13 protein-coding genes and 1 pseudogene are annotated in these 12155 nt (G+C 61.4%); 4 read left to right on the forward strand and 10 right to left on the reverse strand.

Features of this window, described 5'->3' with window-relative positions:
• Together A9W99_RS10925 and A9W99_RS10930 are read left to right on the forward strand one after the other, a co-directional pair.
• A pseudogene (locus A9W99_RS10925) lies at positions 1–921 on the forward strand (integrase core domain-containing protein); the annotation flags it as partial.
• A 334-nt stretch (positions 922–1255) separates the two neighbouring features.
• Positions 1256–2014 (forward strand): alpha/beta fold hydrolase, encoded by a 759-nt coding sequence (locus A9W99_RS10930; RefSeq protein ID WP_067376863.1) that lies wholly within the window; start codon positions 1256–1258, stop codon positions 2012–2014.
• Between the two features lie 44 nt (positions 2015–2058).
• On the opposite strand, the gene A9W99_RS27550 is transcribed toward A9W99_RS10930, so the two are convergent.
• From A9W99_RS27550 to A9W99_RS10940, 3 genes are all read right to left on the reverse strand, one after another.
• Positions 2059–2190 carry a hypothetical protein gene (locus tag A9W99_RS27550; RefSeq protein WP_256389949.1) on the reverse strand — a complete coding sequence of 44 codons (132 nt, stop codon included), beginning with the start codon at positions 2188–2190 and terminating at the stop codon, positions 2059–2061.
• Between the two features lie 198 nt (positions 2191–2388).
• On the reverse strand, positions 2389–3570 hold the full coding sequence (locus tag A9W99_RS10935) for a hypothetical protein (RefSeq protein WP_253869732.1): 1182 nt from the start codon (positions 3568–3570) through the stop codon (positions 2389–2391).
• A gap of 47 nt (positions 3571–3617) precedes the next feature.
• Positions 3618–4424, reverse strand: a complete 807-nt coding sequence (locus tag A9W99_RS10940; protein WP_253869734.1) for a class II glutamine amidotransferase — start codon at positions 4422–4424, stop codon at positions 3618–3620.
• Positions 4425–4893: 469 nt separating this feature from the next.
• Here A9W99_RS10940 and cax point away from each other — a divergent pair, with 469 nt between their 5' ends.
• Positions 4894–6051 (forward strand): calcium/proton exchanger, encoded by a 1158-nt coding sequence (gene cax / locus A9W99_RS10945; protein WP_082929947.1) that lies wholly within the window; start codon positions 4894–4896, stop codon positions 6049–6051.
• An 834-nt stretch (positions 6052–6885) separates the two neighbouring features.
• On the opposite strand, the gene A9W99_RS10950 is transcribed toward cax, so the two are convergent.
• The 7 genes from A9W99_RS10950 to A9W99_RS26030 form a co-directional block, all read right to left on the reverse strand.
• Complete coding sequence (locus A9W99_RS10950) at positions 6886–7350, reverse strand: PaaI family thioesterase (protein ID WP_172828850.1); 465 nt, start codon at positions 7348–7350, stop codon at positions 6886–6888.
• A gap of 533 nt (positions 7351–7883) precedes the next feature.
• The gene (locus A9W99_RS10955) at positions 7884–8447 is read right to left on the reverse strand and encodes a TetR family transcriptional regulator (RefSeq protein ID WP_067376883.1); all 564 of its coding nucleotides are present in this window, start codon (positions 8445–8447) and stop codon (positions 7884–7886) included.
• A gap of 87 nt (positions 8448–8534) precedes the next feature.
• Complete coding sequence (locus tag A9W99_RS10960) at positions 8535–9008, reverse strand: nitroreductase family deazaflavin-dependent oxidoreductase (RefSeq protein ID WP_172828851.1); 474 nt, start codon at positions 9006–9008, stop codon at positions 8535–8537.
• A 56-nt stretch (positions 9009–9064) separates the two neighbouring features.
• A complete protein-coding gene (locus A9W99_RS10965) occupies positions 9065–9466 on the reverse strand; it encodes a PPOX class F420-dependent oxidoreductase (RefSeq protein ID WP_067376872.1) in 402 nt (133 codons plus the stop codon).
• Positions 9467–9502: 36 nt separating this feature from the next.
• Positions 9503–9934: a pyridoxamine 5'-phosphate oxidase family protein gene (locus A9W99_RS10970; protein WP_067376874.1), complete on the reverse strand. Its 432-nt coding sequence runs from the start codon at positions 9932–9934 to the stop codon at positions 9503–9505.
• A gap of 356 nt (positions 9935–10290) precedes the next feature.
• Positions 10291–10533 carry a hypothetical protein gene (locus tag A9W99_RS10975; RefSeq protein ID WP_156623055.1) on the reverse strand — a complete coding sequence of 81 codons (243 nt, stop codon included), beginning with the start codon at positions 10531–10533 and terminating at the stop codon, positions 10291–10293.
• Positions 10534–10601: 68 nt separating this feature from the next.
• Complete coding sequence (locus tag A9W99_RS26030; RefSeq protein ID WP_082929949.1) at positions 10602–10934, reverse strand: hypothetical protein; 333 nt, start codon at positions 10932–10934, stop codon at positions 10602–10604.
• A 365-nt stretch (positions 10935–11299) separates the two neighbouring features.
• Here A9W99_RS26030 and A9W99_RS26535 point away from each other — a divergent pair, with 365 nt between their 5' ends.
• Entirely contained in the window at positions 11300–11476 is a 177-nt protein-coding gene (locus A9W99_RS26535; protein ID WP_156623056.1) for a hypothetical protein, read from the forward strand.
• Positions 11477–12155: the final 679 nt, after the last annotated feature.

Raw genomic sequence — 12155 nt, forward strand, 5'->3', positions numbered from 1 at the left:
CGGCTGGTGTTCGAGTTGGATAAGCGCGGGGTGAGACCGTTGCCGTCGGAGTCTGCGGCGTATCGGGCGTTGCTGCGGGCCGCCATGATCGACCCGACGCTGCGGGATCGGCGCTCACGCAAGTGGAAACGCTGGGAACGCGGGCTGCCGATGAAGCTGTGGCAAATGGACACCGTCGGCGGATTCCCGCTGGCCGACGGCACCAGCGCCAAGGCCTTGACCGGGCTTGACGATCACTCCCGTGTGTGTGTCGGGGCGGTTGATGGCTCGGGAGCGCACCCGGGCGGTCTGTGACGCGCTGCGCGCGGCCATCGCCACCTACGGGGCACCCGATCAGCTGTTGACCGACAACGCCAGGGTGTTCACCGGCCGCTACAACAACCCGCCGGTGGAGGTGCTCTTTGATGCGATCTGCCGCGACAACGGGATTGAGCACCTGCTGACGCAGCAGCGCAGTCCCACCACTACCGGCAAAATCGAGCGGTTTCACCGCACGATGCGGGCCGAATTCCTCAGTGATCAGCGTCCTTCACCAACATCAAGGTGGCCCAGCAGGCCTTTGACGAGTGGATCGACTACTACAACAACACCCGTCCACATCAATCGCTGGACATGGCCACCCCCGCTGAGCGTTTCGCCGCGGGCGCCCCCGTGAGCACACCAGCGGCAATGACGACGCCACCCCAGGACCGCAGCGGTCAGGACTGGGTCAGCCGCCGGGTGTGCTCCAACGGCATCGTGTGCGTGTCATGGCAACAAGTCAGCGTCGGACGCCACCACGCCGGCGCCCGCTGCGACGTCCACGTCGACGGCGAGCTACTGCGCTTCTGGATCGGCGACGAACTGGTCAAAACCGCCGCACGCACCAGCAGCGGAGAGGTACGAAACAAACGGGCCCTGCGCGCCAGCACAGAGACCTAGCCACAACAACGAGTGTCAAGGATCAACCGAAACAGAAACGTCAAGCATCAACCGACTCTGAACAGCCCCACCGTATTTCACCTGGTCAGACCGTATTTGCGACATTTAGATCGGCTAGGCAGAGTGCGATTTACCGGCGTCGTACCGGCGCGTGGCGCGGTGGGTGCGGCGCTAGCTAACTGCGCTTGGCCTTGCGTTTCGGTGCGGCCGTGCTTTTGGCGCGGCGACCGACTTTAGTGTTGCCCTTCGCGCGGGCAGCCTTGGCGAACTTGGCGCGGGCTGGCGTCGCCGAGCTTTACGATGCTGCTCAGGGCTCGGCGCTGAAGGAGGCCCGATGGCACTGCCTGCATTGGTTCTTATGCACGGAGGCGGGTTCGCCGCTGATTGTTGGGAATCCACCGTCGACGTGATCCAAGGCATGGAGCCGAGGCTAAGGGTGCTGGCCGTTGATCTGCCGGGGCGGCGAGGGAAGCCCGGTGACCTGATCACCGCTTGTATCGACGGGTGGGTCGACTCGGTGCTGTCGGACATCGAGAATGCTGCGCTCGACGACCTCGTGATCGTCGGCCATTCGCTGGCGGGCGTGATCGTCCCCGGTGTTGTCACCAAGCTCGGCTCAGCGCGGGTGCGGGAGATGATCTTGGCCACCGCGCAAGTACCAACCAACGGCAGCGCCCTGGTGGACACGCTTCCCGGGGCGCAGAGCTGGTACGCACGTCGCACCGCGAAACGTTATGTGCAGAAAGGCCGTTCGGTTCGGGCGGGAGGTTTGCCTACTGCGTTGGCGGGGTTTGTATTCTGCAACGGAATGACTCCCGAACAGCGCAAGTTCACGCTGGCTCGGTCTTGTCAGGAATCACCCTCCATGATGATAGAAAACGTTGACCGCAGTGGTATGCCCGACGAGGTGCCACGAACGTGGATACTCACTCGGCGCGATCGCGCCGTCTCGATGAAGATTCAACATGAGTGCATCGCCGCGCTTGGCGGAGTGCAGACCCTCATCGAGATCGACGCCTGCCACATGCTGATGGTGAGCGAACCTGAACGGCTGGCAGAGATCCTTGTTGAGCGCTGCCGGCTGTACGCCTAAGGGAGCCCGGCGCGTAGCCCCCTCAACCCGCCCCCGGTGACCGACTAGGGTGTGCCGCTCAGCGGCCTAGCGTGGCCGTAGCCGTGTGCGCGGGGCACCAGCAGCTCGGCGGCGCTGGCGTGGTGGGTGGCCAGGGCGGGCACCGGGTACACAAACCCACCCTGGCCACGGCTCATGGGGCCACCTGCTCACCCGGGTAGCCACGCGCCTCATCAAGCGGCCTGGGGTGTGTGCGTGGGCGCCCGACGCGCTCCGCGTTGCGGGGCGGGTCAACCCTTGGGCTGCGACCCCTGTAAACCCCGCCCTCACTGGGTGGCCGGCCATTGAGGTGTGGCGCGACCGGGCCTGGCCCCCATGAAAACTCGGTGCTTTGGTCACCGGCCTGTTCGCAATGCAGCTGGAAAGGGTTGTGCGCCCCGCAACGTGGTGGTGCTGGCGGCGGTGGATCGCGGTAGGGCTCGGGTGCCCGCGTGTAACGACCCATCGCTACGTCTCAATCGTCGGCGGGGTGTAGTTGGGTCAGTAGTGATCTGGACGACGACCGCTGCACCCCGGTGTCGGGTGCCGGTACCGAACCCGCGAGCAAAGAAGCTCTCTTGGATGGGGTACGGGCCGCGCCCCGGAATATGCCGCAGCCCTTGGTATGCCAGGTTCACGTGTTCGCGGAAGCCGACCGGGTTGCTGTCGCTGTTCGGCCCGCCGGTAGCGACCAAGGCGGCGTAATAGCGAGGCATGTAGTTGGACTTGATGATGAGGGCGTTGTTGTAGGAACCCCACACCTGTAGTCCGTTGTACTCGGCGCTGGGGATCGGGCCGTGGATTTCTTCGTTCGAGATCCAGGCGGGCATCAGCGCGCTCGGGATGAAGTCGTACTTCGGTGTCGTTGCGCCGCCGTAGTCCACACCCGCCTTCCAGGCCGCAATGCTTGAGGCTTCAAAGTCGATGGGGTTGACGATCAACACCAGCTGCGAGCCGCTCACCAATCCGTAGCCGTGCTCAGTGACGTGCTTGATCATGTTCTCGACATCAAGCGCATCGAGAACTGTTGAGCCGGTGGTGAGATAGTGCTTGTGATCCCCGGCGAACGTGGTGCCGAGATACGGCGGAGGCACCATGCCGTCGCCGTTCCACAACCCGCAGCAGACGTGCCCCCACTCGTTCAATTCCGTTGCCGGATCGAGTAACCGACGCAGGACGGAGCCGGTTGTGAGCTTGTTGTCGGCTTCGAACACGCGCGTTACTTGGGCCGTGATTTGCTCGGCGGTCGCTTCGCGCAGGAACTTCCACATTGCGCGCAAGGCGATGTCGTAGTCCTTGAACGAGTAGCCGAGCTTGAGCACATCACTCGGCGGTCGAATCGCGCGAGGGACACCAAACTCGGTGGCTTCCTCGAAGCTGTCCGATGAGATGCTCTGTGGAATTGCGTCGGCGACGTTGACCGTCTTGTACGACAGAATGTCAGTGACACTCTTTCGCTCTTTGTTCCAGAGTTCGAGCACGTCTTGTATCTCTGCCCAGATGTCGTTGAGATCGACACCGTCACTCGTCTGATTCACCAGGACGTCTCCGTGTGTGGAGACTCCACCCGACAGACGCCGTTGGGTCATTTAATCGGCTGGAATGGCAGCTCTTGGATGTCCTCGCCGACAATCAGCGCGGTCCCGGCGGGCACCTCGCGCCACACTCCTGGCAGCTGGGTCAACGGCTCGGAGACTACCACCCGGGCATCATCACGGAAGTGTGCCAGCCGCTCGTTGTCGGGGTAGAGCATGCGCACCGACTCCGGATCTTCGCTCACAAAAAGCGTATTCACTTCCGGTCCGCTCGCGTAACGGGCCGCGTACAGACGCACCCCGTCGCTGACCCCTATCGTCATCTGCAGCGCGGGTTCGGCTACACCGGCCGCAGCGGCGGCCGCTTCGACGAAACCTGCCATTCGGGCGATCCCCTCGATCGGATCATCCGCGAGACCGAAGGTGAGCGCGAGGTGAAACAACAGCTCTGAATCGGTGGACCCCGCTATGTTGCCAAACAGGGCTGGGCGAACAGCCAACAGCAGATCCCGGCGCAGCCGCTGATATCCGCCGACGTATCCGTTGTGCACAAAAAGCCAGTTGCGGTAGCGGAACGGGTGACAGTTTGTCTGCTGCACCGGTGTCCCAGTACCCGCGCGCACATGGGCAAGAAACAGTCGGGTGCGGATCTCAGTCGCCAGTTCCAAAAGATTCTCATCGCCCCACGCCGGGGTTACGCTGCGAAACAGCGCCGGTTCGGCACGGTGCTCATACCAGCCCAGCCCCGTGCCGTCCCCGTTGGGTATTTCCATGTTCGGCGCATGCCTACGACTCTGCTCGATAAGTGAGCGCTCCGGGTCATACAACAGCTCCCTGGGCGCGATCGGGCCGCCCAAGTATGCAACCCACCGACACATCCGACTCTCCTTGCCGCACCTTGTCTCAGCCTGGCATGCCCGCGCTCGTCGCTTCCGGGTATTAGTGATCAGCTGCCGCTGCGTGAGCAGTCTCGCGGATCACATTGTCAACAAACGTCAGCTTGCGGAACCACCACCGGGGGGATGTCGAACGGGTAACGAGGATTCTTACCCATGGCGGTGTTGACCCGATTGAAGCCCGTTGACCGCCCAATTCCTGTTCAGCCTGACCAGGAAGAAAACCTCAATTCAAGGTTCGACTCCGTCTGAAAGCTGCCGCAGAGATTTGGAAAGAAACGCCATATCTGCCGGACACCCTGCTGTATCGACAGCATCGAGTGACAGAGCTAATCGCCTTCGCATCGGCCATAGCTTGGTCGCGAGTGGCGATTTTTAAACGCGAACCGTGCGATCCTGGAAAACTTCGGCGCGATCAGAGGAGAGGCGCGTGACGACCACCCATACTGAACGGCTCCCACTGCTGACCCGGCGCGACCGCATCATGCTCACCACCACGCTGATCGCGGCCATGGCGAGCGGAGTTCTGCACTTCGCCCACGTGAATGCAGTGCTGGCGTTCATCGTGTCCGCACTTGCCTTGGCCACGCTGGCATCTTTGGTCGGCCGTTCGGTGGAGGCGCTCGGAGACCGGCTCGGGCCCAACGCGACTGGGATACTGCAGACGGCGCTGGGCAACCTGCCCGAATTGTTCGTCATACTGTTCGCACTAAAAGCAGGCCTTCACGGGGTGGTGAAGGCCACCATCGTCGGCTCGATTCTCTCCAACGCCCTGCTGGTGCTCGGGCTGTCCTTCGTGGTCGGCGGTATCAAGCACGGCCGCCAGCGCTTCGCCGCCGACGACGGACGCACCCTCGGATTGATGTTCACCCTCGCGGTATTCATCCTCGCTGTCCCCTCGCTCACCGCTGCAACACACACCCCGGCGCAACCGCACGAGCGGGCGGTGTCGGTCGTCGTCTCCATCGTCATGCTTGCGCTGTTCGCACTCTCGCTGCCGGCTACGCTCGGAAAGCGTGCTGTCGACCCGGTGGGGCAAGTTGATCATGAAACCTCCAGAGCGTCGTCTCCCATTGTGGCCAGCCCCGATTCGGCCAAAGCCGCCAGTGTGGCGACAGCACACGGGGAGTGGCCGCTGGCGATGGCCATCGGCATGCTGGCCGTCGCCGGGATCGGTGCGGCCTTCGTGTCGGAATGGTTCGTCGCCGCCCTAGAGCCGGCGATGCATGCAGCGGGCATCAACGAGGTGTTCGCCGGTCTGGTGATCGTGGCGATCGCGGGCAACGCGGTGGAGAATTTCGTCGGCATTCAGCTGGCGGCCAAGAACCAGATGGACTATGCGGTCCAGGTCATCCTCCAGTCGCCCGTCCAGATCGCGCTGACCATCGCCCCGATCGTCTGCCTGGCGGCGGCATGGCTCGGCCAGCCTGGTTTCGATCTGGTGTTCTCGCCGCTGTTGTTGGCGTCGATGATCATGTCGGCACTGGTCGCGGTGCTGGTGACCTTCGACGGCGAATCGACCTGGTTCGAGGGGACGGTGCTCATCGCGCTCTACGTGGCGATCGCCACGTCGTTCTGGTGGGGGTGAGTACCCCAACGGTCTGAGGTCGTTCGTCGCGCCTGGCGAGTTCGCGCCCCTAGGCTCGTCGGCGCCTTATAGCATGGGCGACTCGTCGGTAGCTAACCGCCCTGAGCGCATCTCACCCCGGCGTCACCCCGGCGACCGGGGGCGTTTTGTAGCCGCGCCTGATGCGTACCGGAACCGTACCGACAACGCCCAAAATACTGTCCTACAGGTGATTTGAGTCGTTTCGGCGCACCGTTTCTCCTGGTTGCCGACGCGTTGACTAGGGACTCATAATCCGTTGGCTCGCGGGTTCGAGCCCCGCCCGCCCCACTTAGCCCCACTTAGCATTTTCGCAGGTAAAGGGAATTTCGCGGCTTCTCGCACGGTCGCCGGTTCGGCCACAGACCGCGTTCACGTCCAGACCGCGTCCACGCTCGTTCACAGACGGTCGACGACCGCGTCGTCTAGCTAACCGGTTCGGCCTCGTCCTGGTAGGTGTCGGCAAAGTGCAGTACACGCGGTACTAGCTGCATCAGCGGTGGCGCCAGCTGTCGCCGGGTGAAGCCAGGATCGGTCTGGAGGTAGTAGGCACCAGGCATGTGGCTTGGGCGCTCCAGTTTCGTACTGACCCTATCGACCTACGCGGATTACGTCACTGAGGACGAACTAGCGGCACCGAAGCTCGCGCGTCCGGTTGTTGCGGCAGCGGACAACGTTGTGTCCTTCCAAAAAGAACGCCTAGTCGGCGATCCGCCGTCGATCCGCCGTCGTGTCAGTCGTAAGAATCGTCGTCGGAGTCTTCAATCTCGTCTGGGTCGACGATAGGCGGACACCCAGGCCACAAGGCGGTGGCGATTACTTTTCGCCGGTGGCCACGCCGCGGCCTGGAGTGGAGTTGCGGGTGTAGGTCGCCGTGGAACGGATAAGGACTCGGTCGTTTACGTCAAGCACCGTGCATTCGGCGCTGAGTAGCACGCGACCGCTGTGTACCATCCTGGCTTCTGCTCGGAGCGGACCGCCACGCGGCTGACGGTAGTAGCGGACGTGCATATCCGTTGTCACGGTGAATTCGTTAGACATGTCGTAGGCACCGATAAGACACCACGCACAGGCGGCATCCGCAAACGTAGCCAGCATCCCGCCGTGAATAGTGCCTTCGTAGTACCCTCTCACGTCCTCGCTGAGTGGCATGGATAGTACTGCGAAGCCGGGCTTCTGTTCGACAACGTTCATGTTCATCGCCTTATGAACGGGCGACTTGTGCAGTTCCTCATTACCGAACATCTTGGTGCCCTCCGACTGCCCTTGAGTAACGCTCAATAGTGGCATGAAAGCGGGACCAAAAGGTCGGTTGAGCATGCCGAAGATGAGTGAGTTCGCCCTTCTCCTCTGTCAGCTAGCGAGACTACGGCTTTGCGTGGCATTCAGCCCCCTGCACCGGTTGCCTGCTGCCTGACGACAACCGCCCGCATCCACATCACGTCCCACACTTTTGGACAACCGTGCCCACATGCCGCTTTGCCGGTGCTGTCCAGAACTGGACTTTTTGAAACCGGAGAGGTAGGAAGACTAGGGGATTGGCGCCGAAATTGAGTTGCTGACGGACCGAATTGGGTTTGCTGTAGCGCCGGACCTACGGACTTATAATCAGTTGGTCGCGGGTTCGAGCCCCGCCCGCACCACCGTAAAAGTGTATTGCCTCGGCTGATGCTTGACGTTTCGGTTTCGGTTGATGCCTGACAGTGTTTCGGCTGATTCTTTACAGCTGTTTCGATTGATTTTTGACATTCCAAATTAGGCGGTTCGCTGCCGACCTTCGGGGGGTTGCTATGCCGATGGTCGCAACCCAGGACTCATTCTTGGGGGTCGATTAAAGTTCGCAGCGCCGGGGTGATCAGCTGAAGGAGGTGCTCGACGTCGACGTCGACCAGGTCCGGCAGTTTCAACAGGTAGCGCTGGGTGGTGATGCCCGCGAGCATCGCACCGATTAGCGCTGCTCGAAGCCGAGCCTCGGGAGCGTTGATCGTCTTAGCGACGGCGCTGATTGCATGTGACGTGATGTGGGTGCGGAGGATTTCCGCGGCTTGATCGCTCGTCATACTGGCGCGCAGCAGTACAGCCATGGGACTGTTGGGATCGGCGGCCCAAGCAGCCAGCATCCCGCGCGCAAGATTTTCGGCTGTTTGGGATGGATCCTCGGCGATGACATCGTCGATTGGAATGGTCCAAGTAGTGGCCTCTTCGAAGAGCTTTTGTTTGGTGCCGAAATACTTGATGATTGATGACTTGTCGACGTTGGCTGCGCTAGCGATACCGCGAATGGTGGCGCGCTCGTAACCGACGTTAGCGAACAGCGCTCGGGCCGCTTCCAGTATCAGGCGTCGCGTCCGTTGCCCTTTGCGCTCGCTTGTCGGCATCTCACCGGGACGACCCGCCGTCACCTCGTCGCCGCTCACGCACCATCCCTTCGCGTGTTCGGACAGGTGCAGACTGTTTTCATCCTGCTAGGTACCGGACGCTGAGAGTGCCTGCAGCCGAATGACCGGCAACTCGCGGTCGGTCTTTGCCTCGTATTTCGCGAAACGCGGCAACTCGGTCTTGAAACGTTGCCACGCCTCTTCGCGTGCTTGTCCGTGGAGTTGTTCGGCTCCGACGGCAATCGTGCGTCCGGCCATTTCAATTCGGACCTGTTCGGGGTGAGCGGCGAGGTTGTAGTACCAGGCCGGGTGTTTTGCCGCACCATTCGCCGACGCCACAATAAGCCAGGCGTCGTTGCCATCGGGCAGATAAGCGACCGGGGTACTGCGCTGGGCCCCGCTCTTGCGGCCCATTGTCGTCAGCACCAGCGCGTCCATTCCCATGACCTTGCCGCCCTTGCGGCGAATGCGATTCATGTTCCAGCCGTTGAACCAACGCATCAGCAATCCGGCTTTTGGCTGTCGCGTGCCGTAGGTCCCGTTGGGTGTATCAAAGCTCATGACATCTCCCTGGATGAACGATGGGACGCCGTGCTAGACGCTAGTCCGCATGAAGATCACGGATGTTTGTGGTTGGTACGTTTTGGTGGCACAAATGATCCGTCATGCGTCAATGGTTCGCCGCTGAGGTTCCAACTCCATGAAATCTCCGGCGTCACGCGCAAATACGGTTGGTCATCTGTCACCACTTCTGCACTTCCGTACACGCGAAGAAACCGAGGACTCCACGGTTGGGTGGAGACCAAATCGTCTATGACCAAGGCGACCTTGTGATTGCCGGCCCGGACGTTGTGATGCCGGCGCGTCCTCGCGGGGTCATAGCCGCCGATGTTGATGTAGGTTCCGTCGAACTCGAAACCGACTGGGACCACATCGGGTTGGCCGTCATCGCTAACCGTCGCGATCCGCGCTAGAGGTTGACTCCTCATGTAAGCGACCTCGTCGTCATTGAAACTCATGAACCTCTCCTCTTAGACGGCTTTACTTGATGCGGCTCAATCGCCGACATCAGAACGTTTGCGTGGCGGCGTAGGAGCCGCGAACGGGTCGGCGTCAATGCCCCACGACGCGACCCAATTCGGAACCAGCTCGACCCAGCGGGGACCGAAACCTGGACCAAGCGATTCTCCGCCCGTCTCGTGTATGCGAACCGAGCCTTTGAGCGTCACTCCGCGCGGCGTCCACGTTGGCTCGGTAACGAGATCATCGACCACGAACGCCGCATGAGGATTGATCATCAGATGGCGGATGTACAGTCGGTCCTGCCCACGGTAGGCATGACCACCAATCTTGATGCTGTCGGTATCTGCGTCTAGATGAAATCCCGTCGGCACCACATGCGGCACTCCGGTCTTGCCCGATGTGGCCAACCGACCCAGTTGCTGCGTCTGCAAGTACTGCTTTTCCTTCTCGGTCAACAAACCCATGACTAGTAACCCTCCGTAATGCGACTCCTGCCGATTCGGTCAGCGCGTTAGGCGTTGCCGATAAAAAGTATACGCATGTCTACTTCTAGCCACGTGTTCGAAGTCGCTGGCGTCACGCCCGCCCAACTAACGCGCTCGTGCCGGCGAGATACCAGCGACCGAGGGCGATTTGTAGCCGTACCGTAGGCGTACCGCGAACGTACTGGCAACGCCGAGGCGCTGTCTTACAGGCGATTAGCTGCGAATAGCTAACCAGTTTCCGCTGGTTGTCGCGGCGTCGGCCGCGGACTCATAATCCATTGGTCGCGGGTTCGAGCCCCGCCCGCCCCACAACTGAATATCAAGATCAACCGCCGCTACTTGACGCCCGCCTGCTGCTTGCATGCCTGTATCTCGTCCAAGCTGGGCAGAGGCAGCACGTGCTTCGCTTGGGCTTCATGAATGCAGGTTTCGTACTTGGCCTTCTTGGCTTCTTGCGAATGCTTCTGCACTTCGTGGAATGTCCAAACGGCGCCAAGCACCACCAGGGCAGAGAAAAGGATGAGAGCGGCGATATCCCTCCGCGTCGGCTGCCTCCACCGGGAGAAATACGCACGCACCCCGTAAAGAGTAGTCACGGCCCCAAATCCCCGGTTCGTTAGGCGCCTGGGCAAGCCCGTTCGTTTTGCTATTGAGTGGTGTCGGCAGCCATGTCGGCTTCGGATTCTCTCCGTTTTTGCTCTGCGAGCTCGCGATCCTCGTCTGCGGCCTCACGATGACGGGCTGCTGACTCCCGATGATATTCCGTATGCGAGACACCTTGTCCAACCGTGCTCTCTTGCACCTGTGCAAGTTCATCGTGGAGGTGCGCCGATTTTTCGAAGCTCTGGGCGGCTGAAAGTCCCGCATGTGCGGCCCGTCGGCGAGCTTCTCCGGCTCTGCGTTCTGCAACTTCCACGTCTTCAGGGGTGATGGGTTCCACCTTTTCACCTCGTCCTGGTGGCTCGCTTGCGGTGGCCATAGTGCCTTCAAAACCGTCTGTCCGCTGGTGAACCCGGTATTGCCGCCAGCACGGCGGCCAAACCCCACCCAAGAATTAGCAACAGCGAGAACAGCCAGCTGGCGCGCCGTTCTCGGTCACCGACTTGACCACAGATTGCGGCGACGACCATTCGACGACACCTGACGCGGCTTGTCGAGTAATCAGGCAGCACCTTAGCGGCGTGTGCGTGGATGGAAACCGCCCGCTGGTTTCCGGGACTCTGCCCACGGCTAGAGCAGCCGGAGCAACCCCGGCCGGACTCGAACACTTCTGGGAGGGGAGGGATCACCGCGAACTCTGGTGGTGGTCGGGACGTGTTATTGGTAGCGAGAAGGAGCGCAACAATGAAATACGCAATGATTGCCGCGCTGATGTTGGTACCGCTGGCACCCTCGCCGGGTGACCAGTGTCCGCTGGGCGCACCGCCCGCCACGGACGGACAGGGCAAGATTATGGTGTGCGCGCACCACCACGAGTTGAATCACACCAATATCTGGGAGTATCCCCCTGAGGGCAACTGATTGGGGCAAAGTTCCGACACCACCGCAAGCTGTCAATTCACAGGAGTCTTGCCGAGGATCTCAGGCGGAGGAGCGATCGCTGTCGGGTCGATGGCGTCAGTTTGGACCGCCCGGCCAAGAGGAAGGGACCTGGCATTGTTGCCGGTCAGCCCCCTCCGTATGTGGGCCCTTGCACGCCGTCTCGGTAGGTAATGCATTTTGCCGAGGCCCCAGTGCCGGTGCAACATGTCTCGATAAGGGTGGGGTTGGCGCCAAAATGAGGCTGTACCTCTTCCGACGAATATTGGCCGCCGGAGTTCTTGCAGTTAGTCTCGATATCCGTTTGCGCCTGGGCCACGGGTGCGGCCGAGATCATCACCGCAACCGTAATCGTAAACGTGGCCACCGGCATCGCGCTCAATACAAGACGTTTCATATTGCTCCATAGTTCCGCCTAGATCCTGAGGCCATTGCTCCGAAACCGTTGCCTTGCAGGAATGATGGCGCCAGTTTACCGGCTCTCTCTCGACCCTTCGCAAGATGTCACAAGCACGACGCCTTTCAGGGCTAAAAGTCGCAGCGTTGGCGCGCTAGAGCGAATCTCGACACTCGCGCGCTACGTGAGATCAGCGCGGTTGTACCACTCCGCCTGGCGGGTGCTCGTCGACGTCGTCGAGGATCAGCTCGCGCACGGCGGGAC

Origin of the sequence: Mycobacterium sp. 1164966.3 (assembly GCF_001665395.1) — a bacterium.
Classification (GTDB): Bacteria; Actinomycetota; Actinomycetes; order Mycobacteriales; family Mycobacteriaceae; genus Mycobacterium.